Annotated in this window: 18 protein-coding genes, 4 tRNA genes and 1 pseudogene; 15 read left to right on the top strand and 8 right to left on the bottom strand. The window is 64.3% G+C overall.

The genetic code is table 11. From position 1 onward, the window contains the following. Window positions 1-18: 18 nt before the first annotated feature. Window positions 19-1,227 (top strand): EAL and HDOD domain-containing protein, encoded by a 1,209-nt coding sequence (locus AC1DIX_RS22195; RefSeq protein WP_477327491.1) that lies wholly within the window; start codon window positions 19-21, stop codon window positions 1,225-1,227. A 74-nt stretch (window positions 1,228-1,301) separates the two neighbouring features. Here the strand turns inward: AC1DIX_RS22195 and AC1DIX_RS22190 are convergent, their stop codons facing one another. From AC1DIX_RS22190 to metG, 6 genes are all read right to left on the bottom strand, one after another. Continuing rightward, on the bottom strand, window positions 1,302-2,057 hold the full coding sequence (locus tag AC1DIX_RS22190; protein WP_477327489.1) for a flagellar brake protein: 756 nt from the start codon (window positions 2,055-2,057) through the stop codon (window positions 1,302-1,304). Window positions 2,058-2,145: 88 nt separating this feature from the next. Beyond that, a complete protein-coding gene (gene panC / locus AC1DIX_RS22185) occupies window positions 2,146-2,985 on the bottom strand; it encodes a pantoate--beta-alanine ligase (protein WP_477327487.1) in 840 nt (279 codons plus the stop codon). A gap of 16 nt (window positions 2,986-3,001) precedes the next feature. Beyond that, window positions 3,002-3,934, bottom strand: coding sequence for a segregation and condensation protein A (locus AC1DIX_RS22180; RefSeq protein WP_477327485.1), 933 nt, complete (start codon window positions 3,932-3,934; stop codon window positions 3,002-3,004). Between the two features lie 28 nt (window positions 3,935-3,962). Further along, window positions 3,963-4,172 (bottom strand): DUF3460 family protein, encoded by a 210-nt coding sequence (locus tag AC1DIX_RS22175; RefSeq protein WP_442124436.1) that lies wholly within the window; start codon window positions 4,170-4,172, stop codon window positions 3,963-3,965. Between the two features lie 57 nt (window positions 4,173-4,229). Continuing rightward, complete coding sequence (locus tag AC1DIX_RS22170; RefSeq protein ID WP_477327483.1) at window positions 4,230-5,546, bottom strand: enoyl ACP reductase FabMG family protein; 1,317 nt, start codon at window positions 5,544-5,546, stop codon at window positions 4,230-4,232. Between the two features lie 117 nt (window positions 5,547-5,663). Further along, a complete protein-coding gene (gene metG, locus AC1DIX_RS22165; RefSeq protein ID WP_477327481.1) occupies window positions 5,664-7,811 on the bottom strand; it encodes a methionine--tRNA ligase in 2,148 nt (715 codons plus the stop codon). Window positions 7,812-7,959: 148 nt separating this feature from the next. On the opposite strand from metG, the gene apbC reads away from it, so the two are divergent. Both apbC and AC1DIX_RS22155 read left to right on the top strand, forming a co-directional pair. Continuing rightward, the gene (apbC, locus tag AC1DIX_RS22160) at window positions 7,960-9,048 is read left to right on the top strand and encodes an iron-sulfur cluster carrier protein ApbC (RefSeq protein WP_442124433.1); all 1,089 of its coding nucleotides are present in this window, start codon (window positions 7,960-7,962) and stop codon (window positions 9,046-9,048) included. A gap of 104 nt (window positions 9,049-9,152) precedes the next feature. Then, a complete protein-coding gene (locus AC1DIX_RS22155) occupies window positions 9,153-10,178 on the top strand; it encodes an RNA methyltransferase (protein ID WP_477327479.1) in 1,026 nt (341 codons plus the stop codon). Between the two features lie 23 nt (window positions 10,179-10,201). Here the strand turns inward: AC1DIX_RS22155 and AC1DIX_RS22150 are convergent, their stop codons facing one another. Then, on the bottom strand, window positions 10,202-11,380 hold the full coding sequence (locus tag AC1DIX_RS22150) for a GGDEF domain-containing protein (RefSeq protein ID WP_477327477.1): 1,179 nt from the start codon (window positions 11,378-11,380) through the stop codon (window positions 10,202-10,204). A 188-nt stretch (window positions 11,381-11,568) separates the two neighbouring features. Here AC1DIX_RS22150 and gltX point away from each other — a divergent pair, with 188 nt between their 5' ends. From gltX to AC1DIX_RS22115, 7 genes are all read left to right on the top strand, one after another. Further along, window positions 11,569-12,960 carry a glutamate--tRNA ligase gene (gene gltX / locus AC1DIX_RS22145; RefSeq protein WP_477327475.1) on the top strand — a complete coding sequence of 464 codons (1,392 nt, stop codon included), beginning with the start codon at window positions 11,569-11,571 and terminating at the stop codon, window positions 12,958-12,960. A gap of 65 nt (window positions 12,961-13,025) precedes the next feature. Next, window positions 13,026-13,101: transfer RNA gene (locus tag AC1DIX_RS22140), tRNA-Ala, on the top strand. A 39-nt stretch (window positions 13,102-13,140) separates the two neighbouring features. Next, window positions 13,141-13,216, top strand: a tRNA-Glu gene (locus AC1DIX_RS22135). A gap of 87 nt (window positions 13,217-13,303) precedes the next feature. After that, window positions 13,304-13,379, top strand: a tRNA-Ala gene (locus AC1DIX_RS22130). 63 nt (window positions 13,380-13,442) lie between these two features. Continuing rightward, a tRNA-Glu gene (locus tag AC1DIX_RS22125) sits at window positions 13,443-13,518 on the top strand. 84 nt (window positions 13,519-13,602) lie between these two features. After that, window positions 13,603-14,751: an elongation factor P maturation arginine rhamnosyltransferase EarP gene (gene earP, locus AC1DIX_RS22120; RefSeq protein ID WP_477327473.1), complete on the top strand. Its 1,149-nt coding sequence runs from the start codon at window positions 13,603-13,605 to the stop codon at window positions 14,749-14,751. A 65-nt stretch (window positions 14,752-14,816) separates the two neighbouring features. Then, entirely contained in the window at window positions 14,817-15,392 is a 576-nt protein-coding gene (locus tag AC1DIX_RS22115; RefSeq protein ID WP_442124428.1) for an elongation factor P, read from the top strand. Between the two features lie 66 nt (window positions 15,393-15,458). On the opposite strand, the gene AC1DIX_RS22110 is transcribed toward AC1DIX_RS22115, so the two are convergent. Then, window positions 15,459-16,076, bottom strand: a complete 618-nt coding sequence (locus AC1DIX_RS22110; RefSeq protein ID WP_477254160.1) for a TetR/AcrR family transcriptional regulator — start codon at window positions 16,074-16,076, stop codon at window positions 15,459-15,461. Window positions 16,077-16,424: 348 nt separating this feature from the next. Here AC1DIX_RS22110 and AC1DIX_RS22105 point away from each other — a divergent pair, with 348 nt between their 5' ends. The 5 genes and pseudogenes from AC1DIX_RS22105 to AC1DIX_RS22085 all read left to right on the top strand — a co-directional run bounded on the left by AC1DIX_RS22105 (window position 16,425) and on the right by AC1DIX_RS22085 (window position 21,946). Next, window positions 16,425-18,044 carry an amidase gene (locus tag AC1DIX_RS22105; RefSeq protein WP_477327470.1) on the top strand — a complete coding sequence of 540 codons (1,620 nt, stop codon included), beginning with the start codon at window positions 16,425-16,427 and terminating at the stop codon, window positions 18,042-18,044. A gap of 19 nt (window positions 18,045-18,063) precedes the next feature. Then, complete coding sequence (locus AC1DIX_RS22100) at window positions 18,064-19,506, top strand: hypothetical protein (RefSeq protein WP_477327468.1); 1,443 nt, start codon at window positions 18,064-18,066, stop codon at window positions 19,504-19,506. Next, window positions 19,503-19,880, top strand: a complete 378-nt coding sequence (locus AC1DIX_RS22095) for a nuclear transport factor 2 family protein (RefSeq protein WP_442124424.1) — start codon at window positions 19,503-19,505, stop codon at window positions 19,878-19,880. Before AC1DIX_RS22100 ends, AC1DIX_RS22095 begins: the two co-directional genes overlap by 4 nt. Window positions 19,881-19,961: 81 nt before the next feature. Further along, window positions 19,962-20,835, top strand: a pseudogene (locus AC1DIX_RS22090) (IS1595 family transposase). Window positions 20,836-20,923: 88 nt separating this feature from the next. Further along, on the top strand, window positions 20,924-21,946 hold the full coding sequence (locus AC1DIX_RS22085; protein WP_477327466.1) for an IS110 family RNA-guided transposase: 1,023 nt from the start codon (window positions 20,924-20,926) through the stop codon (window positions 21,944-21,946). The last annotated feature ends 287 nt before the right edge of the window (window positions 21,947-22,233 follow it).

Raw genomic sequence — 22,233 nt, 5'->3', positions numbered from 1 at the left:
CCTCGGCGCTTATCAATAATGCATCAAACCAACTTCATCGTCCGTGAACCTTTGCTTGACCCCAAGCAACGCGTAATTGGTTACGAACTCTGCTGGCAGCAGCAGAGCGGAAGGGAAGTGGGCGCCGACGATCTCGAGTCGCTGGTCGGCTTCGTCGCCGAGCAGCTGGTCGACGAGGAAAACGGCTGGCTGCTGCGCGAGAAACTGCTGTTCCTCGACGCCGTGCCGGCCATGCTGTCGACCGACGCCCTGCACGCGCTGCCACCGGAGCGCACCGTGCTGTCCCTGAGCGTGCGCGACCTCGCCAACGTCGACACCCGCGCCGCCGTGCAGGCCCTGCGCGCCGGCGGCGTCGGCATCTCGCTGCGCGGCGCCAACCTCGACCTGCTGGGCCGCAACCTGTCGATCATCGCTTCCTACGCCGAAGTGCGCTTCAGCGGCGCCGACGTGGCGACGCAGGCCCGCACCTACGCCACCGTCAAGCAGTCGACCCTGCGCATGGTGGGCCGCCCGGTCGCCACCTGGGCCGACTTCGACGCCTGCGCGGCGCTGGGCCTGGACGCCTTCGTCGGCAAGCTGCACCTGACCCCGCGCGAGGGCGGCAATGTGAAGGGCATGAACCCGGCCCAGGCCATCATCCTGCAGCTGATGCAGATGGTGCAGAACAACGAGGACGTGCCGAAGATCGAGGCCGTGCTCAAGCGCGACCCGGCCCTGATCTACAAGCTGCTGCGCTTCATCAACTCCGCCGGCTTCGGCGCCGGCCGCCAGGTCGAGTCGCTGCGCCAGGCCATCGCCATGCTGGGCTATGCGCCGCTGTACCGCTGGCTGGTGCTGCTGCTGGCCACCGCCAGCTCGAGCGGCTACTCGCCGGTGCTGATGGAAACCGCCGTGGTGCGCGCCCGCTTGTGCGAGCTGCTGGGCCAGAAATTCCTGCCGCGCGCGGAAAGCGAATACCTGTTCGTGGCCGGCATGTTCTCGCTGCTGGACCGCCTGCTGGGCCTGCCGATGAAGGAAGTGCTGGACACCATCCAGCTGCCGGACGAGGTGGTGCGCGCGCTGCTGACGCGTGGCGGCGTGTATGGACCCTACCTGGCGCTGGCCGAGGCCTGCGAGCTGAATTCGAACCTGGTGGCGTCGATGGCGGCGTCGCTGGAGATCAGTCCGCTGGATGTGAACAAGGCCCATTTGAGTGCGCTGGCTTGGGCGCAGAGTGTTACCACCTGATTTTGGACCGCGGCGTCTACCGTCGTCCCCGCGAAGGCGGGAACCACGGTGAAGTTTTGCCATCCGGCAAAAAATCACCGCTTCATCTGCACCTTGCTCACCGCCCGCTCCAGGCGCTGCTTCATCTGCATGGTGATGTTCGAAATCCTGCACCCGATCTGCACCTGCTCGCCCAGCAGGAAGGTGCGGAAGGGGCGCAGCAGGCGGATCTCGAGATCGGCCGTGATCGCCAGCGACGGGCCCAGTTCCAGCTCCACGCCCTCCAGCTTCTGGCCGACATACAGTTCGTAGCCCTGGTCGAGCGTCGCGCGCAGGCCTACGCCGCCGCTCGAGAAGTCGTACAGCGGCAGTTCGAACACCTTGCCCAGGTAAGTGAAGCGGGCGCCGTAGCTGCCGCCCAGCGGGCTTTCCAGGCGGGCTTCGGCGCGGCGGTTCAGGACCAGGCAGCTTTCCGGCAGCGGCAGCTCGACGGACTGGCCGCCGCCCGGCACGATGCTCCAGTTGGCGTCGAGCTCGAACTGGATCTTGGCATTGCCGCCCATGGCGGCGACGAAGACCGCCTTGCCCTCGGCGAGAACGCAGTCATCAAGCAGCTCGAGGATGAAGGAGCGGCGGTCCGGATCGACGGCGCCGATGCGCGCCATCACATAGTCCGCGCCCGGCGGATAGATGGTGATGGCTTCGCCGGTCTGGGCCAGGGTCGACAGGCTGTCGACGATCTGGAAGGCGTCGCTCATCGCGTGCGCGGGCGCGCCAAGCGGAATGCGCTGCACGGCGTCGGACAGTTTGGGCGGACCCTTGCGGATCTGCGTGATGGACGTATCGGTCACGGAACTTCTCCTTGAATACTCCTGTAGATTCTAGCAAATCAAGTTGCCATACTCTAAATGAAATTTTCAATAAAGAAAGTAGTGTGATTCAGATTTCCAGATTATCGATCAGGCGGGTATTGCCCAGCTTGGCGGCGGCCAGTACAACCAGTTGCTCTCCGGCAAGGTATTCGTCGCGGCTCGGCGCCCCCAGGTTCATGCGCTTGCGGATCGAGACGTAGTCCGGCTTCCAGCCGCGCGCCGCCAGGCGGTTCATCGCGTCCTGTTCCAGGGCTTCGAGGTCGGCGTGGCCGGCGCGGCTCTGCTCGGCAACGTAGTTCAGGGTCTGGTAGAGGAAGGGCGCCTCGGCCCGTTCTTCGCTCGACAGGTAGCCGTTGCGCGAGGACAGGGCCAGGCCGTCCTCGGCGCGGAAGGTCTCGGCGCCGATGATCTCGGTCGGCAGGGCGAACTGGCGTGCCATGTTCCGCACGATCATCAGCTGCTGGTAATCCTTCTTGCCGAACACGGCCACGCGCGGCTGCACGCAGGAGAACAGCTTGGTGACCACGGTGCAGACGCCGTTGAAGAAGCCGGGGCGGAATTCGCCCTCCAGGATGTTGCCGAGGTTATCCGGCGGCTGTACGCGGTATTCCTGCGGCTCCGGATACAGGTCCTTCTCGGTCGGCGCGAACAGCACGTACACGCCTTCCTTCTCCAGCTTCTCGACGTCGGCCTGGAAGGTGCGCGGGTATTTGTCGAAGTCCTCGTTGGGGCCGAACTGCAGGCGGTTGACGAAGATCGAGGCGACCACCGGGTCGCCGTGACGGCGCGCCAGGCGCATCAGCGACAGGTGGCCCTCGTGCAGGTTGCCCATGGTCGGGACGAAGGCGGTGCGCAGTTGGCCGCGCAGCTGGTCGCGCAGTTCGTCGATGGTGGAGATGATTTTCATGGTGTCGTAATAAGGCTCAGGCCGGCGAATAAGCCAGCCGAACATAAATGGGCGCGAATGGTTCGGCCTGGGTGATTTCGATCAGGGTTTCCTTGGCCAGCTCGAGCATGGCGACGAAGTGCACGACCACGACCGGCACGCTGGCATGTCCCGCGAACAGCTCCGAGAATTCGACGAAGCGCTGGGACTGGAGTGTACGCAGGATCGCCGACATGTGCTCGCGCACCGAGAGTTCCTCGCGGCCGATCCGGTGGTGCTGGGTCAGCTTGGCGCGGCGCAGCACGTCCATCCAGGCGCGCTGCAGGTCATTGGCGTCGACCTGCGGCCATACCGGCGCCAGCCCTTGCTCGACCGGCAGCGAAGGCCGCTGGAAGTCGCGCTCGTACTGGGGCAGGGCGCCGATCTGCTGGGCCGCCAGCTTGATCTGCTCGTATTCCAGCAGGCGCCGCACTAGTTCCGCGCGCGGGTCGCCGACATCCTCGATCAGCTCGTCCTGGCGCTTGGGCAGCAGCATGCGCGACTTGATCTCGATGAGCATGGCCGCCATCAGGAGATACTCGGCCGCCAGTTCCAGGTTGTGCTTGCGGATCTGCTCGACGTATTCCAGGTATTGCAGGGTCACCTGCGCCATCGGGATGTCGAGGATGTTGAAGTTCTGCTTGCGGATCAGGTACAGCAGCAGGTCGAGCGGACCTTCGAAGGCGTCGAGGAAGACCTCGAGGGCGTCGGGAGGGATGTACAGGTCGTTGGGCAGGCGCAGCAGCGGCTCGCCGTAGAGGCGGGCGATGGTGGCCTCGGCGGCATCGGCCGCCGCGTTCAGGCCATCTTCCTGGCCGGAAGCGGCAGCCTGGTCCGCGATGGCGCCCTCATCCTGCGGAGAACCGGCAAGCCCTTCGGGCCCGTCCGGCCCCCCCGGCGCCGGAGCGCCGGCCGCCTGCACAGGCGCCATCGTCGTCAGCCTCAGCCGTCAGCCGGCTTCAGACCTTGGACTGGTAGGGATAAGCCTGCTGGCGGATGCGCGACTCGTTGACGCGGCGCTGCTCGTCCAGCGACAGCGGCGACTTGTCCCACAGCAGGGCACGGCCGGCGACCTGGCGCTCGTCCATGCCAGGGGTTTTCTCTTTCAGTTCCTTGATGAACTTGGTGTGGTCGGATTCGTAATTCGAGTGTTTCGTGAACAGGCCCATGGCGCTCTTTAGACTCTAAAAAAGGTACAAACGTTCGATTTTACCGCGCTGCAGCGATTACTTATGCAGTTCGTTGAGCTGGCGGGCGATGATGTCGTGGTTGAGCCACAGCACCGGTGCGATCTTCTCGGCCGCGCCGTGGAACATCAGCGGACCGGTGCCTTCCACCACCAGCGAGGACAGGTGGTCGGTGACCAGCGCTTTCCTGTCCTGGTGCAGGGAGGTGATCTCGTCCGAGGTACCGATCATCAGCTCGGCCAGCTCGGGGCTGTTGTCCATCGGCCAGGCTTCGAAGTTGCGGAAGCCGGCGCTGGTCTCGGTCTGCAGATAGGATTCCAGCTTGTCGAGAATGCCCTGGACCGATTCGCCCTCGTTCAGCAGGCTCTGGCAGATGTCCCACTGTTGCTGGGCCCAGGCGCCGCCGCCTTCTTTTTTCAATGCCGTCAGTAGCGGGAACAGCGACAGTTCGACGCCGACGAAGATGTCGGAGGAATTGGTGCGGATTTCCGGGCAGTTGAACACGGTCGCGTAGACGCCCTGTTTCCAGGCCGCTTCGGCGATCGACTCCAGGCGCATCTTGGCGTAGCCCTGGGTGTAGTTGGTATAGGTCTGCCACTTGTACTCGCCGCCGATCAGGACTTCGGTGCCGTGGTAGCCATAGGCGCTGTAGCGCACTTCGCCGCCTTTCGCCGTGATGCGCTCGCGGATCGGGGCCGAGGCGTCGATCAGGTGCTTGAGCGTATTGGCCGAGACTTCGTCGAAGTTCATCAGGATCAGCTTGCCCAGGTCGCTGTCGAGCAGGGCGCGCGAGGACATGAAGCGCTCGCCGCGGCCTTTGTAGATGCGGTTGGCGATCGCCAGGAAGGCCTTGATGCGCGGGATGCCGCCGGCCATCGTGTGCGCGAAGAACACATTGGCGCCGTCCGGGATCAGCTTGTCGATTTCAAGCATGGCTTCCTTGGCCGAGCTGGCGAAGCGGGCCACGCCGGCCTGGCGGCACAGCTCGATCTTGTCCCAGTCCAGCTTGTCGTCCTGCCAGCTCTTGAGGGTAATACCGGACAGCATCTCGGTCGGGTTCTGTTCGCCCGCCGGTGCGTCCATGTCGAAACCGGCCATCAGCGGCACGTTGATGATGCGGCCGCCCAGCTTGGCTTCCGCTTCCGCGTGCTCTTCCGCCGTCAGGGCGCGCAGGCTGCCGTCGTCGTTGCGGCGGCCCACGGTGATGCCCAGGATCGTCATGCCGGCCTTGCGCGCCTCGTCGATCAGGCCGTTCACGTAGCCACGGCCGAACAGCTCGCCGAACAGGACGAAGACGTCACCTTGACGGAACAGGTTCGCTTGCGGGATGTGTCGCAGGGCTTTGTATTCGGTCATATTATTCGTTACCACTCAAAAATAAGAAGGACGGGGCGGCACGGATGCGCCCGGTTATTGTTCAAAACGCCGCATTATACTGCCACTGCTGCGCTGAAATTAATAGCTGTTTGCCAATCAACGAATACGCATGCCAGCCTGGGCGCCGGACACCGGCTCCAGCAGGTACAGGCCCGGATTCGCCTTCTCATCCTTGGCCGACGCACACAGCACCATGCCTTCCGAGACGCCGAACTTCATCTTGCGCGGCGCCAGGTTGGCGACCATCACGGTCAGCTTGCCGATCAGCTGCTCAGGCTGGTAAGCCGACTTGATGCCCGAGAAGACATTACGGTAACGGCCTTCACCCAGGTCCAGGGTGAGGCGCAACAGCTTGCTCGACCCTTCGACATGCTCACAATTGACGATCTTCGCCACGCGCAGGTCGATCCTGGTGAAATCGTCGATCGAAATTTCCGGCGCCAGGTCTTCGACATCGCCCGCTTCCGCTGCCGGCGCGGCGGCTTCGGCAGTGGTGTCGGCAGCGGCAACCGGGGCCGGCGCCGCAGACGTAGCGACGGCCGGCTTGTCGAACAGGTCCTCGACCATCTTGGCGTCCACGCGCTGCATCAGGTGGCTGTAGGCGCCGATGGTGCGGCCCAGCATCGAGTTCCACACGTTCTCGCCCTTGGTATCGTCCCAGGAGAAAGCCGCGTCGCCCAGGAATTCCTGGACACGCGAGGCGACGAAAGGCAGCACCGGCGACAGCATGATGCTCAGCTGACGGAACAGGATCAGGGCGGTGGTGCAGACATCGTGCAGCTCTGCAGTCTTGCTCTCGTCCTTGGCCAGGATCCAGGGCTTGTTCTCGTCGACGAACTGGTTGGCGACGTCGGCGATGGCCATGATCTCGCGCAGCGCACGGCCGAACTCGCGGGCTTCGTAGCTGGCGGCAATCGCTGCCTGGCGCTCGCCGTCCTCACCGTTCAGGGCGCGGGCAATCCACTGTTTCGCGGTGTCGGACAGTTCCGATGCCAGCTTGCCGTCGAACTTCTTGGCGATGAAGCCGGCGCAGCGGCTGGCGATGTTCACGTACTTGCCGATCAGGTCGCTGTTCACGCGGGCGACGAAGTCTTCGCCGGTGAAGTCCAGGTCCTCGACCTTGCTGTTCAGCTTGAACGCCAGGTAGTAGCGCAGCCACTCCGGATTCATCTTCAGGTCGAGGTAGCGCAGCGGCGAGATGCCGGTGCCGCGCGACTTCGACATCTTTTCGTTATTCACGGTCAGGTGGCCGTGGACATTGACCTTCAGCTTGTCGATCACCGGGTGGCCGGAGAAATTCAGCATGGCCGGCCAGAACAGCAGGTGGAAGGAGACGATGTCCTTGCCGATGAAGTGGACTTGCTCGGCCGCCGGATCTTTCAGGAAGGCTTCGTAGTCGATGCCTTTCTTCTCGAAGTAATTCTTGAGCGAAGCCAGGTAGCCGACCGGCGCATCCAGCCAGACGTAGAAGAACTTGCCCGGTGCATCGGGAATCGGGATGCCGAAGTAGGGCGCGTCGCGGGAAATATCCCAGTCGGCCAGCTTCTCGCCGTTCTCGCCCAGCCACTCCGACACTTTATTCACCATCTCCGGCTGCAGGCGGCCCGGGGTGTTCAGCCATTCCTTCAGGAACTGGAAGCAGCGCGGATCGGACAGCTTGAAGAAGTACTGCTCGGACGGCTTCAGGACCGGCGTCGCGTGGGTGAACACCGAGTACGGATTGATCAGTTCGGTCGGCTGGTAGGCGGCCCCGCAGACTTCGCAGTTGTCGCCGTACTGGTCCTTGGCGTGGCAGACCGGGCACTCGCCCTTGATGTTGCGGTCGGCCAGGAACATGCCCTTGGCCGGGTCGTAGAAGCGGTCGACGGTCTTGGTATAGATGAGGCCGGCATCGCGCAGCTTGCGGTAGATGTCCTGCGACAGCTCGACGTTTTCCGGCGAGTCGGTCGAATACCAGTTGTCGAAGGCGATGTGGAAGCCGTCCAGGTACTGGGCGCGGCCGGCGGCGATGCGGGCCACGAATTCCTGCGGCGTCACGCCTTCCTTCTCGGCGGCGATCATGATCGGGGTGCCGTGGGTGTCGTCGGCGCCGACGAAGTGCACCACGCGCTGTTCGCCGCCGTCTTTCTGCATTCGCTGGAAGCGGACCCAGATGTCGGCCTGGATGTATTCCATCATGTGGCCGATGTGGAAGGCGGCGTTGGCGTAGGGCAGGGCGGTGGTGACGAACAGCTTGCGTGTCATGGTCGAAAAGGGAGGTTGATAGGTGAAAAAAAGCATTTTACCAGCGGATGCCCCTGAGCGCGCAGTGGGTAATCGGGCCATTTGCCACTTGAACAAGAGTCGATACGCCAATTTACGATAAACTTGCGCATCACATCCGGAGAACCCCATGAGCACCACTGTAGAAGACGTCAAGGCCGCCCTGGCGGCGGTCGTCGACCCGAATACCAATAAAGACTACGTCAGCACCCGCTCGGTCAAGAACGTCCAGGTGGACGGCGACAACGTCGCCCTCGACATCGAACTGGGCTACCCGGCCAGGAGCCAGTTCGCCCTGGTGAGGAGCGCCGTCATCGACGCCGTGCGCAAGCTGCCCGGCGTGCAGAACGTCAGCGTCAACGTCACCAGCAAGATCATTTCGCACACCGTGCAGCGCGGCCTGAAGGTGATGCCGAACGTGAAGAACATCATCGCCGTCGCCTCGGGCAAGGGCGGCGTCGGTAAGTCGACCACGGCCGTCAACCTGGCCCTGGCCCTGGCCGCCGAGGGCGCCAGCGTCGGCGTGCTGGATGCCGACATCTACGGCCCCTCGCAGCCGACCATGCTGGGCATAAACGGCCGTCCGCAAAGCCTGGACGGCAAGACCATGGAGCCGCTCGAGAACCACGGCGTGCAGGTGTCGTCGATCGGCTTCCTGATCGATCCGGACGAACCCATGGTCTGGCGCGGCCCGATGGTCACCCAGGCCCTGCAGCAGCTGCTGGAGCAGACCAACTGGCGCGAGCTCGACTACCTGGTCGTCGACATGCCCCCGGGCACCGGCGACATCCAGCTGACCCTGTCGCAGAAAGTGCCGGTGACGGGTGCCGTGATCGTCACCACCCCGCAGGACATCGCCCTGCTGGATGCGCGCAAAGGCTTGAAGATGTTCGAAAAGGTCGGCATCCCGATCCTCGGCGTGGTGGAAAACATGAGCATGCACATCTGCTCGAACTGCGGCCACCACGAGGCCATCTTCGGCGAAGGCGGCGGCGAGAAGATGTGCGCCGACTTCGGCGTCGACTTCCTGGGCCGCCTGCCGCTGCAGCTGTCGATCCGCGAACAGGCCGATTCCGGCACCCCGACCGTGGTGGCCGAGCCGGACGGTCCGGTGGCCGCGATCTATAAAGAGATCGCGCGCAAGGTGGCGGTGAAGGTGGCGGAGAAGGCGAAGGATATGACTGCCAAGTTTCCGACCATCGTTGTAAAGAACGACTAAGCAAACACCGTCGTCCCCGCGAAGGCGGGGACCCAAGTCCGTTGAGCCGTCGAGACGCATGCGAACTTGGATTCCCGCCTGCGCGGGAATGACGGGTAACCAATATGCGCATCCACTCCCTCCGCGCCCGCCTGCGCGCCCTCGGCGCCCTCCCGCTCCACGAGGACCGCATCCTGCGCGACTGGGTCCGCAATGCCGGCCACGACCACGGCCGCCGCCGTCCCATGGATTTCCTGCCGAAACCGGTACGCGAAGCCCTGCCCGGGATCGACGCCGAACTCGACGGCCTGGCGCGCATCCTCGGCACCCATCCGGCCGAGGACGGCTCCGCCCGCCTGCTGGTCGGCCTGCAGGACGGCCAGACGGTGGAATCGGTGCTGTTGCCGCGCGACGGCGTCTGCGTGTCCAGCCAGGTCGGCTGCGCGGTCGGCTGTCAGTTCTGCATGACGGGGCAGAGCGGCCTGATCCGCCAGGTGACGAGCGGCGAGATCGTCGCCCAGGTGGTGCTGGCGCGCCGCCAGCGGCCCGTGAAGAAGGTCGTGTTCATGGGCATGGGCGAACCGGCCCACAATCTCGACAATGTGATGGAAGCGATCGAGCTGCTGGGCGTGGAAGGGAATATCGCCCACAAGAACCTGGTGTTCTCGACCGTCGGCGACCCGCGCGTATTCGAGCGCCTGCCCGCCGGACGGGTGAAGCCGGCGCTGGCGCTGTCGCTGCACACGACCAAGGCCGATCTGCGCGAACGCCTGCTGCCGCGCGCGCCGCGCCTGACGCCGAAGGCGCTGGTGGAGGAGGGCGAGCGCTATGCGCGCCTGACCGGCTATCCGATCCAGTACCAGTGGACCTTGCTGGAAGGCGTGAACGACGGCCAGGACGAGCTGGACGCCGTCGTCGAGCTATTGCGCGGCAAGTATGCCGTGCTGAACATGATTCCGTATAACGCCAACGAAGGCTTGCCCTTCAAGCGCCCCGGCTGGGACAAGGCCGAGGCCATCGCGGCCTGGCTGTTCGAGCGCGGGATCCTCACCAAGCTGCGCGATTCGGCGGGGCAGGACGTCGACGGCGGCTGCGGGCAATTGCGGGCGCGGGCGGCGGCGCAGCCGGTCAGGCTCATCCGCACCGCGTAGCTCAGCGTTCACACCTGCGCCGCTTACGCCGCCCGCTCCGCCTTCTCGATCCGCGGCCCCAGCTGGCGCGCCTTCACCAGGTTGCGCCCCGCATGCTTGGCCTCGTACATCAGCTGGTCGGCCAGCGCGATCATGCCCTGCGGCGTGACCGCATGGCCGCCGCCGAAGTCGGCGCCGACCACCCCGAAGCTGGCCGTGGTGCCCAGCGTCAGGCCGCCTTCCAGCTCGATGCGCTGGGCGGCGAAGGCGGCGCGCACGCGCTCGGCCAGTTCGAGGGCACCCTCCAGGCGCGTCTCCGGCAGGATGATCAGGAATTCCTCGCCGCCGTAGCGCACCACGGTGTCGATCGATTCACGCGTCATCGCCTGCGCCAGGGTGGCGAAGCCGCGCAGCAGCTCGTCGCCGGCGTGGTGGCCGTGGGTGTCGTTGATCTTCTTGAAGCCGTCGAGATCGCACATGATCAGCGAGAGGCTGAGGCGGTAGCGGCGGGCCCGCGCGATTTCGCCGTCGAGCAGGCCGGCGTTCAGGTGGCGCCGGTTGTAGGAGCCGGTCAGCGGGTCGCGGATCGACAGATTCGTCAGCACCTGCTGGGCCCAGAACTGTTCGCGCCACATGCGCGCATGGCGCTGGGCGACGGTCAGGCCGAACACATTGGCGCACACCAGCAGCATGGTCAGCGAGCTGAGCGGACGGGTGCCGACCACCTGCTGGACCCAGGCCAGGGTCAGGAAGGCGAGGCTGGCGCCGATCGAGATCGTGGCCGCGATCACCAGGCGGTTCGGGATCAGGACGTGGATGACCATCGCCATCACCGCCCACGACATGCCGTGCAGCAGGATGTCCCCCGGGCGGTAGGCGATGACGACGAAGTAGCTGGCCGCCCAGCACAGGGTGAAGGCGGTGGCCGCGTGGTGGGATGCGCGCACGCTCGCATCGGGACGCCGCGCGTAATACAGGCAGGCGGCCGCCAGGAAGGGGATCGCCAGGCGTGACAGCAGCGGCACGACCGCGTGTTCGAAGCCGAGGGCGCTGATGTCGGCGGCGCCGAAGACCAGGTAGAACAGCGAGCACAGCAGCAGGCCGCGGCGCAGGTCGCGCAGGATCACGGCCGACTGCTGGTGCAGGAAGCCGATTTCGGTGGCGGCGGCGGAGAATTCGCCGCGCCAGGGCGCGATGGGAGCGGTGCTCGGGTCGTTCGACATGGGGAGGAAGGTGTCAGGCAGGATCGGGAAAAATGATGAAAATGCTGACCAAAGGAGGAAGAGTAGCCAGCTTTTTAATTTCTGTAAAGTAATTATTTGCTATGCAATCCGAGTGGACGCCCTATCTACGACAGGCCGATGGCAAGGCTGTAAAATAGCCCCTTTGGCAAATCAACCATTCCACCACCATGACCGTCCGTACCCGTTTCGCTCCCAGCCCGACCGGCTATCTCCACCTCGGCGGCGCCCGCACCGCGCTGTATTCGTGGGCCTATGCCCGCCACTTCGGCGGCACCTTCATCCTGCRTATCGAAGACACCGACCTGGAGCGTTCGACCCCGGAAGCGGTGCAGGCGATCCTGGACGGCATGAAGTGGCTGGGCCTGGAGCATGACGAAGGCCCCTTCTATCAGATGCAGCGCATGGACCGCTACCGCGAAGTCATCAAATCCATGCTGGAAGCCGGCACCGCCTACCTGTGCTACTGCACTCCGGAAGAAGTCGAGGCGATGCGCGAGCGCATGCGCGCGGCCGGCGAGAAGCCGCGCTACGACGGCACCTGGCGTCCGGAAGAGGGCAAGATCCTGCCCGCCGTCCCCGAAGGCATCAAGCCGGTGGTGCGCTTCAAGAACCCGGAGGGCGGCGAAGTCACCTGGAACGACGTGGTCAAAGGCCCGATCACCATCGGCAACAAGGAACTCGACGACCTCGTCATCGCGCGCGGCGACGGCACCCCGACCTATAACTTCTGCGTGGCGGTCGACGACTGGGACATGAAGATCACCCACGTGCTGCGCGGCGACGACCACGTGAACAACACGCCGCGCCAGATCAACATCCTGCGCGCGCTCGGCGCGGAACTGCCGCAGTACGGCCACCTGCCGATGATCCTCGGCCCGGACGGCCAGAAATTGTCGAAGCGCCACGGCGCCGTCAGCGTGATGCAGTATCCGGAGCAGGGCTTCCTGCCGGAGGCGATGCTGAACTACCTGGCGCGCCTGGGCTGGAGCCACGGCGACGACGAGATCTTCTCGATGCAGCAGTTCACCGAGTGGTTCAACCTCGAGCACCTGACCGCGTCGGCGGCCCAGTTCAACCCGGAAAAGCTGGCCTGGCTGAACAACCACTATATCAAGCAGTCCGACAACGAGCGCCTGGCAGACCTGGCGCGTCCGATCCTGGAGCGTGAAGGCGCCCGGTTCGACGGCGCGCCGCCGCTGGCTGCGGTGCTGGGCCTGATGAAGGAACGCACCAACACCATCAACGAACTGGCCGATGCGGCGATGCTGTTCTTCCGCACGCCGAACCCAGATGCCGCACTGCTGGCCCAGCACCTGACCGACGCCGTGCGCCCGGCGCTGGCCCAGTTCGCCGAGAAGCTGGAAACGGTGGAGTGGAGCAAGCCGGCGATCTCGGCCGCGATGAAGGAAGTGCTGGCGGCGAATGGCCTCAAGATGCCGCAACTGGCCATGCCGTTGCGCCTGCTGCTCACCGGCCAGCTGCAGACCCCGGCCATCGACGCGGTGCTGGAACTGTTCGGCCGCGAGACCGTCCTGGCCCGAGTGAAAAAGGGTCTCTGATTAGCCTTGTTGGCTATTTGCGAAATGCAAGTGCCTCCGCTATAATGCTCGCACTTCAGCGCTGCGGGGGTATAGCTCAGCTGGGAGAGCGCTTGCATGGCATGCAAGAGGTCAGCGGTTCGATCCCGCTTACCTCCACCAACTCTGAAGTGTGCAGTAGGTAGTAAAGGCAGTTCCGAGGTCCCCATCGTCTAGAGGCCTAGGACATCACCCTTTCACGGTGAGTACCGGGGTTCGAATCCCCGTGGGGACGCCAGGATCGAAAGATCTGGCAAACACAGCGAAGTGAAAACAGAGCTGTGAGAAGTAAAAGCAGTATGTTATGATACTGCCTTCCCGAAACGGGGGTATAGCTCAGCTGGGAGAGCGCTTGCATGGCATGCAAGAGGTCAGCGGTTCGATCCCGCTTACCTCCACCATAATCAGACGGGGTCGGAGCCCAGCCGAGAAATTCGGGCTCTGACACCGTAGGAAGTTCTTAGGTCCCCATCGTCTAGAGGCCTAGGACATCACCCTTTCACGGTGAGTACCGGGGTTCGAATCCCCGTGGGGACGCCAGAAAAAAACCGGAGCAGACCGTCCGCGCATGCGGGAAGGTGCCCCGGTTTTTCTATTTGGTCGTCCCATCCTTTTCAAACGATCATGTCTCCTGAATTCCCGCGCACCCTCGCCATTTTCTGCAAGGTCGTCGACAACTACGGCGATATCGGCATCTGCTGGCGCCTCGCCCGCCAGTTCCATGCCGAGCACGGCATCGCCGTCACCCTGTGGGTCGACGACCTGGCGAGTTTCCGCCGCATTTGGCCGGCAGTCGATACCCGGGCTGCCGTGCAGGACATCGGCGGCATCACGGTGCGCCACTGGGCCGGCCAGGACGGCGAATTCTCGCCCGCCGACATTCCCGATGTGGTGATCGAATTCTTCGGCGTCGACATCCCGCCCGGCTATATCGAGGCGATGGCGCAGTGCGAGCCGCGTCCGGTCTGGATCAATTACGAAGGCTTGAGCGCCGAAGAATGGGTCGAAGGCTGCCACAGCCTGCCGTCCATGCATCCGCGCCTGAAGCTGACCAAGCATTTCTTCTTCCCGGGATTCACGGACAAGACCGGTGGCCTGTTGCGCGAGCGCGATCTGGTGCCCGAGCGTGAAGCCTTCCAGGCCGATCCCGCCGCGATGGCCGCTTTCCTCGGCCGCCTCGGCGTGACGCCAAACGAGATGGGCTCGCTGAAGCTGAGCCTGTTCTGCTATCCGCATGCGCCGGTAACGGAGCTGTTCCAGGCCTGGGAGCGGAGCGCCGAAGCGGTCACCTGCCTGGTGCCCGAAGGCGTGGCAGGCGAAAAAGTCGCGGCATTCCTGAACAAAGATGCCCATGCCGGCGCTTGCGCCACCCGCGGCGCGCTGACGGTGCGCGTGATTCCCTTCATTCCGCAGACCGATTACGACCGCCTGCTGTGGGCCTGCGACCTGAACTTCGTGCGCGGCGAAGACTCCTGGGTGCGCGCCCAGTGGGCGGCCCGTCCGTTCATCTGGCACATTTATCCGCAAGATGAAAACTTGCATCATGTTAAACTCCGCGCGTTCCTGCAAAAGTATGCGGTGAATACGCAGAGTCTGGTCGACTTTTCGCTGTGCTGGAACGGTGAGCGGGAAGGACAGATGGACGCACTCTGGACGTCCCTGCAAGCCGAACTGCCGACGATCGCGCGCCGCGCCCAGGACTGGGAAGCGCAGATGTTGGCGAACGGCGACTTGGTGAGCAATCTGCTGAATTTCGTCCGGGCGCTTCGATAGGCGGCCGGAAAATATCGTGGTATGATGCTCGGTTACTGCAACTCATTTTATAGCCAAAACTTCCTATGAAACCCGCAAAAGAAATCCGTGTCGGCAACATCATCATGGTCGATGCCAAGCCTTTCATCGTGCTGCGCTCCGACGTCAACGGCTCGAGCCGCACGGGCTTCACCTACAAGTGGAAGATGAAGAATCTTCTGACCAACGCTCCGCTGGAAAACGTGTTCCGCGGCGACGACAAGTTCGACGTGGTCGTGCTGGACAAGAAGCCGGTGACCTACTCGTACTTCGCCGATCCGCTGTACGTCTTCATGGACGAAGAGTACAACCAGTACGAAATCGAAGAAGAGAACCTGGGCGACGCCATCAACTACCTGAAAGACGGTATGGAATGCGAAGCCGTGTTCTACGACGGCAAGGCCATCTCGGTCGAACTGCCGATCACCATCGCACGCCAGATCATCTACACCGAGCCGGCCGTCAAGGGCAACACCTCGGGTAACGTGATGAAGGAAGCTCGCCTGGAAAACGCGATCGAGTCGAAGCAGTTCACCATCCAGGTGCCGCTGTTCGTCAACCAGGACGACGTCATCGAGATCGACACCCGTACCGCCGAGTACAAGAAAGTCGTGCGCAACTAAGCGACCGCCTCTCAAGAAAAAACGCTGCCCCGGCAGCGTTTTTTTTCGCCCATACGCCGCGGCGTCTTACTGCGACTCCGGCCGGCGGCGCAGTCCGTCCACCAGCAATCCCACCATCTTGCGCGTCAGCGCCGTGTCCTCGTCGGGATTCGCCTTGCACAGCGTGGCCGCCGCGCGCAGCAGTTCGTCGGCCTCGTAGCCGGGCCGGATCAGTTGCCTGTCGACCGCCGCCTGCAGCAGCGAGGCGAGGGCGGGGCGCAGGCGCGCATAGAAGTAATCCGGCAGCGAGGCGTAGGCGGCATGGTCCGACTGCAGCGCGTTCGACAGCCCGCGCTTGGTCAGGATGAAGTCGACATAGCGCTGCATCCAGCGCGCTAAAGCCTCGTCCGGTTCGTACTCGCCCGCGAAGCCGGCGGCGGCATCGGCGCAGGCGTCGATCTGCGACTTCATGACCGCGACGATCAGGTCGGCGCGCTGCGGGAAGTGGCGATAGAGCGTGCCGACGCCGACGCCGGCGCGCTCGGCGATCTCGCGCACCGGCGCATCGACGCCCGATTGCGTGAACACGTCCATGGCCGCCTGCAGCAGGGATTGCAGGTTGCGCTGGGCGTCGACGCGCTTGGCGCGCGGCTGCTGGTCGTCGGCTTCTGGCGAGGCCTGGTCCGGGTCTGGCTTCGTATGCATAAAAAAAATCTATTAAACGGAACGTGGTTCCGGTTATAATTCGGAATCGCGTTCCGTTTTGTAATCCTACCAGAGGAGCTGCCATGTGCCAAACTCAATCATGCATGTTCTGCCGCTACCGGCGGCGGGCCGCCCCGGCAAACCTTCCGGTACCCAGCTGCCCGCAAGAAAATCTCCAGCGCGGCAAGCTGGACGCGGCCGAGCGCAGCGTCCATCCAACGTCGAAGCCGACCGCGGACCGCTCGCGCGCGGCGGCATCGATGGGGCGTCCACCCTGCTGACATACATGCCGTGTCACATGAGCAACTTTACTGCTATGCTCATGCATTATTTGACACGGAGGCTTGTATGAAGCGCAGGGATTTCGTTCGGCTTGGACTCAGTGCCGGGGTGAGCACCAGTATGGCGGCCGGTGCGGCGGCAGTGGCGCCGCCGACGGGTGCCGCCGGCAACCATGGCGCGGCCTCGTCCAGTATCCTGGACGCCGGTGTCCAGGAGCAGCAGGCCCGGATGGCGGCCGGCAAGCTGAGCTCGAGATCCCTGGTGCAGCAATACCTGGCGCGCATCGCCGCCGTCGACAAGGCCGGTCCGCGCATCAATGCCGTCATCGAACTGAATCCCGAGGCCGTCGCCATCGCCGAACAGCTCGACCGCGAGCGCAAGGCGGGCAAGCTGCGCGGTCCGCTGCACGGCATCCCCGTCCTCATCAAGGACAATATCGCCACCTTCGATGCGATGTGCACCACGGCCGGCTCGCTGGCCCTGGCGGGCGTCCGCGCAAGCAAGGATGCCTTCGTGGCGCAGAAGCTGCGCGAGGCCGGTGCCGTCATCATCGGCAAGACCAACCTGTCCGAGTGGGCCAACATGCGCTCGACCCACTCCGTCAGCGGCTGGAGCGGCCGCGGCGGCCAGACCCGCAATCCCTATGCGCTGGACCGCAATACCAGCGGCTCGAGCTCGGGTTCGGCGGCGGCCATGGCCGCCGGCCTCGCCACCCTGGCGATCGGCACCGAGACCGACGGCTCGATCGTCTCGCCGGCCTCGACCTGCGGCATCGTCGGCATCAAGCCGACCCTGGGCCTGGTCAGCCGCAGCGGCATCATCCCGATCGCGCACTCCCAGGACACGGCCGGGCCGATGACCCGCAGCGTGGCCGACGCGGCACTGCTGCTGGGCGCGATCGCCGGCAGCGATCCGCGCGACGCCGCCACCGGCGACGCCCAGGGCAAGGCCGCCGACTATGCGGCCGCGCTGCGCCTCGACGGCTTGAAGGGCAAGCGCATCGGCGTGGCCCGCAACTTCTTCGGCAGCAGCCCGGCCATCGATGCCGTGATCGAAAAGGAACTGGCGATCCTGAAGGCGCAGGGCGCGATCCTGGTCGACGTGCAGGTGCCGAACGTCGACAAGTACGGCGACAGCGAACTCGACGTGCTGCTGGCCGAATTCCGTCCGGACCTCGAAGCGTATTTGCGCGACTATGCGCCGCATGCGCCGGTCAAGACCATGGCGGACGTGATCGCCTTCAATGAGAAGAACGCCGGCCGCGAGCTGCAGTTCTTCGGCCAGGAGCACCTGGTCGCCGCGCAGAAAAAGCCCGGCCTGATTGATGCGGCCTACCGCGAGGCGCTGGCCAACAACCACCGCTATTCGCGCGAAGAGGGCATCGACAAGATCCTCAAGGACGAGAAGCTGGACGCCCTGGTCGCGCCGACCGGCGGCACCGCCTGGCTGACCGACTACATCAACGGCGACCATTACGGCGGCAGCTTCTCCTCGCCGGCGGCGGTGGCCGGCTACCCGCACGTGACGGTGCCGGCCGGTTACGTGCAGGGCCTGCCCGTCGGGATCTCCTTCGTCGGCACCGCCTGGACCGAAGCCTCGCTGATCGGCATGGCCTACGCCTACGAGCAGGCCAGCCTGCGGCGCCGTCCGCCGGTGTTCCCGGCGACCGTCAATCTCAAGGCCTGAGCCCGTGCGCGCCCCGGCCTTGAAACGGTCGCTGTGCCTGGCGATGCTGGGCGTGGCGCTGCAGGCGCAAGCCCAGGACTGGGCCGCGATCGCGCGCCAGGACCTGGACTTTGCCGCCGATGCGATCCGCACCCGCCACGCCGGCTACGTGGCCGGCATGCCGAGCGTGACCATGCCCTTCGAGAGCGGCCTGCGGGTCGCCCGCGCCGAGGCGGAAGGGGTGCGCAGCGAGCAGGACTACCGGCGCATGATGATGCGCTTCGTCGCCGGCTTCGGCGACCCGCACATGGGCATCGACCTGCGCCTGGCCATCCACGGCTGGACCGGCATCGTGCTCGACCAGACCGGGGGCCTGAACAGCGGCCGCTACCGCGTCAGCTGGTCCGAGCCCGGCTGGCCCACGCCGCTGCCGCCCGTCGGCAGCATCGCCCAGTCCTGCGACGATGTCTGGACCGGCACCTGGCTGCAGATGCGGGTGGCGCCGTTCGCCAGCCGCGGCGCCGAATATGCGACGGCATCCGGCGCCTTTGCCCAGCAGCTGATGTTCGACTACGGCCTGGGCTGGACGCCGAAGCAGTGCGTGTTCGTGCTGCCGGACGGCAGCCGCAAGCGCTACGAGCTGCCGCTGCGCGGCGTGCCGGGCGAGGTCGCGCAGCAGCACATCGACCAGATCCGGCCGCGCTTCCGTGCGACGGCCAAGCCGGTCGGCTTGACGACGCTGGGCCCCGGCAAGCACTGGGTCGGCATGCCGGACTTCAATGGCGAACGCTCCGGCGCCGCCTATGAAGCCCTGTATCCGCAGCTGGCCGCGCTGCGGAAGGAAAAGGCGGGCTGGATCGTGTTCGACCTGCGCGGCAACGGCGGCGGCGACTCCACCTGGGGCAGCCGGGCGCTGACGGCGCTCTACGGCGCCGCCTACGCCGGCAAGCTGGGCGAGGCCGGCGGCGCCAGCAAGTACCAGATCGCCGATGCCGAGACGGCGAACCTGCTCAGGCGCTACATTCTTGAAGAGAGCCACGCCGCATCGAAGGCGTCGTTCGAAGCCGACCTGCTGAAGGTCGAGGCGGCGATGCGCGCCGGCCAGAAGATGGTGCTGCTGTCCGGCGATCCGGACGCCCAGGCCCGGACCCTGAAGCTGCCGCGGCCGCACGGCCCGCGCATCGCGGCCCTGATCGACCGCACCTGCTTCAGCTCCTGCATGAACTTCGTGCAGCGGCTCGGGGCGGCGAGCGATACCGTGGTGCTGGGCGAAGCGACGATCGGCTATTCTCCCTTCGGCGAGATCAACCGCCATCCGCTGCCGAGCGGACGCGGCGCCCTGGTCATCCCCTCGGCGCTGTTCGGGACGGCGACGGCGACGCGCGAACCTTTCATCCCGGACCTCGCCTTCGATGGCAATATGGCGGACGACGCAGCGCTGCAGAAATGGGTATCCAACACACTCGACAGGATCGAAAAATGACGACACAGACTCTCAAGGAAGCCGCCGTGGACTTCCTGAAAATGACCGCCGCCGGCCAGGTGGAGCAGGCCTTCGAACGCTTTGCCGGCGCTGGTTTCCGCCATCACAATCCGTACTTTGCCGGCGACGCCGCCGCCATCAAGGCCGGCATGATCGAGAACGCGGCGCGCTTTCCCGGCATGCTGTTCGAGGTGCAGCGCGCGATCGCCGAGGGGCCGCTGGTGGCCGTCCATTCGCGTGCGCGGATGACGCCGGACGGCGCCGACATCGCGCTCGTCCACATCCTGCGCTTCGAGGGCGACCGCATTGCCGAGATGTGGGACATCGGCCAGGCCCAGCCGGATCCGATGCCGAACGAGAACGGGATGTTCTAATTGGCGCTGTTCGCGCCAAGTGTGGAATCTTTTCTGCAAGCCTGCGGTCCAATGTCGACCTGAATCGTTGACGGAGGCAGCATGCAAGCACGGCAGTTCGAACAGTTCCTGCAACGCCTGTCCAGCCTGACCCGGCGCCAGCGTGACCGCCTGCTCGACCTGCTGCAATCGGCGGCCGGCCTCGACCGCGTACTCAAGATCGTCGAGCAGCCCGCCACACCCCTCTGCTGCCCGCATTGCCAGGCCGATAAACCCTATCGCCACGGCCATGCGCACGGACTGCAGCGCTACCGCTGCCGCAGTTGCCATCGCACCTTCAACCTGCTCAGCGGCACGCCGCTGGCCCGGCTGCGCCACAAGGCGCACTGGCTCGACTACCTCGGCTGCATGCTCGACTCCCGCAGCGTGCGCCGCTCGGCACGCGGCTGAGCGGCATCGCCGAAGCCGATGAGATGTATGTGCTCGAATCGCACAAGGGGTCCAGACATCTCGACCGTCCGCCACGAAGACGCGGCGGCAAGGCGACAAGGCGCGGGATCTCGAATGAACAAGTGTGCATCCTGGTGGCGCGCGATCGCAGCGGCCAGACCATCGACGCCGTGACCGGCAAGGCCAGCGTGAGCAAGCGGCAACTGTTGCAACACCTGGGACCGCGCCTGGCACCCGACGTGCTGCTGGTGACCGATAGCCATGCGGCCTACCCGGCATTCGCGCGGGAGGTCGGATTTCACATGAGGCCATCAACGCGAGCGCCGGCGAAAGAAAGCGCGGTGCGCTGCACCTCCAGAACGTGAACGCCTATCACAGCCGGATGCGCACCTGGCTGCTGCCGTTCCGCGGCGGCGCCAGCCGATACCTGGGCCACTACTTCGGCTGGCGCTGGGCGCTGGATGGGCAGCGCATTGCCTGCCCAGACGCCTTTTTGAGAGCGGCGCTSGGCRGATTCAACACTTAGCAATGGGATGGACGCCCCCACCCGAAAACGGCATCGATGTGCCAAAGTGGAAGTGTCTAAACACCACGACATCGAGGGRGGCGTCATCATGAAGATTACGACAATCGGCATCGACCTGGCAAAGGATGTCTTTCAAGTGCACGGCGTGGACGAACACGGTAACGTGACGGTAAAGCGTCAGCTCAAGCGTAAAGAAGTGATCGAATTTTTTACGCAGCAGAAGCCGTGTCTAATTGGAATGGAAGCTTGCGGCGGTGCCCACTTTTGGGCGCGGCGTCTGACGAGTCTGGGGYACACGGTGAAGCTCATGGCACCACAATTCGTAAAACCTTATGTGAAGGGCAACAAGCACGATGCCGCGGATGCTGAAGCGATCTGCGAGGCTGTCACGCGCCCTACGATGCGCTTCGTGCCAATTAAGACGACGGATCAACAGAGCATTCTGGCCGTCCACCGGGTACGGCAGGGAATGATCAAAGCACGTACAGCACAAGCAAACCAAATCCGCGGGTTGCTTGCTGAGTTTGGGCTAGTTCTTCCTATCGGGATCGCAAACTTGTTTTTGCGAGTGCCAACGTTGCTCGACGAGGCGAAGGACACTATGCCAGGCGTGTTTAGAGAACTCATCCTCCGTTTGTTGACATACATGAAGGAACTGAGCCGCCATATAGACGATCTCGAGATCCAGATTCATCGGTGGCACCGCGCCAGCGAGGCCTCTCGTAATCTGGAAAAGATTCCTGGAATTGGCCCCGTTACAGCCAGTGCACTAATCGCCTCGATCGGCGACGCGCGCAACTTCAAGAACGGCAGACAACTGGCCGCCTGGCTCGGGTTAGTGCCCAAGCAGCATTCGAGTGGGGGCAAAACAAAGCTCCAAGGTATTAGCAAGCGCGGCGACAGCTATCTGCGAACCCTGCTGATTCATGGAGCRCGAGCGGTCGTAAAAAACGTTGAACGCAATCCGGACCGGCATGTATGGCTTCGCAAGCTGATGGCGCGCAGCCATACCAACATTGCGACAGTGGCGTTGGCCAACAAAAACGCACGAATTGTCTGGGCCTTATTGGCGCATGAACAGACGTTCCGATCCGATTACGTCCGGACGTAATCGGATCGGGTTGAACAGAGTTTCGTCGTACCGGCAGCAGATCCACCAGTTGCGGAGACACTTCACACGTTGATGGCAAACAGGTCAGACCGTGGTTGGCATAGCCCGATGTTCGCGTAGCACCTCGAGTGCGTCTTAGCGMTTGGGGAGGTCGACCAGCGGAACCCATCAGGGACAGGGCTCAAGCCAACACAAAGTCCGAATGTACGGTTGTAACCTTACCTGTTACCTACAGCGATTGAAGAAGTCCTTGCAAACAGGGGGCGTCCATGTACGCGAACAGCGCC

The organism is Massilia sp. 05N420, assembly GCF_056397205.1.
The sequence above is the reverse complement of the archived record's forward strand: the minus strand, read 5'-3'. Positions and strand labels throughout refer to the sequence as shown.

Bases quoted from the DNA above. Each gene is read 5' to 3' on its own strand.
- AC1DIX_RS22195 (WP_477327491.1), top strand. From the start codon at position 19: ATGCATCAAACCAACTTCATCGTCCGTGAACCTTTGCTTGACCCCAAG.
- panC (WP_477327487.1), bottom strand. From the start codon at position 2,985: ATGAAAATCATCTCCACCATCGACGAACTGCGCGACCAGCTGCGCGGC.
- AC1DIX_RS22180 (WP_477327485.1), bottom strand. From the start codon at position 3,934: ATGGCGCCTGTGCAGGCGGCCGGCGCTCCGGCGCCGGGGGGGCCGGAC.
- AC1DIX_RS22175 (WP_442124436.1), bottom strand. From the start codon at position 4,172: ATGGGCCTGTTCACGAAACACTCGAATTACGAATCCGACCACACCAAG.
- AC1DIX_RS22170 (WP_477327483.1), bottom strand. From the start codon at position 5,546: ATGACCGAATACAAAGCCCTGCGACACATCCCGCAAGCGAACCTGTTC.
- metG (WP_477327481.1), bottom strand. From the start codon at position 7,811: ATGACACGCAAGCTGTTCGTCACCACCGCCCTGCCCTACGCCAACGCC.
- apbC (WP_442124433.1), top strand. From the start codon at position 7,960: ATGAGCACCACTGTAGAAGACGTCAAGGCCGCCCTGGCGGCGGTCGTC.
- AC1DIX_RS22155 (WP_477327479.1), top strand. From the start codon at position 9,153: ATGCGCATCCACTCCCTCCGCGCCCGCCTGCGCGCCCTCGGCGCCCTC.
- AC1DIX_RS22150 (WP_477327477.1), bottom strand. From the start codon at position 11,380: ATGTCGAACGACCCGAGCACCGCTCCCATCGCGCCCTGGCGCGGCGAA.
- earP (WP_477327473.1), top strand. From the start codon at position 13,603: ATGTCTCCTGAATTCCCGCGCACCCTCGCCATTTTCTGCAAGGTCGTC.
- AC1DIX_RS22115 (WP_442124428.1), top strand. From the start codon at position 14,817: ATGAAACCCGCAAAAGAAATCCGTGTCGGCAACATCATCATGGTCGAT.
- AC1DIX_RS22110 (WP_477254160.1), bottom strand. From the start codon at position 16,076: ATGCATACGAAGCCAGACCCGGACCAGGCCTCGCCAGAAGCCGACGAC.
- AC1DIX_RS22105 (WP_477327470.1), top strand. From the start codon at position 16,425: ATGAAGCGCAGGGATTTCGTTCGGCTTGGACTCAGTGCCGGGGTGAGC.
- AC1DIX_RS22095 (WP_442124424.1), top strand. From the start codon at position 19,503: ATGACGACACAGACTCTCAAGGAAGCCGCCGTGGACTTCCTGAAAATG.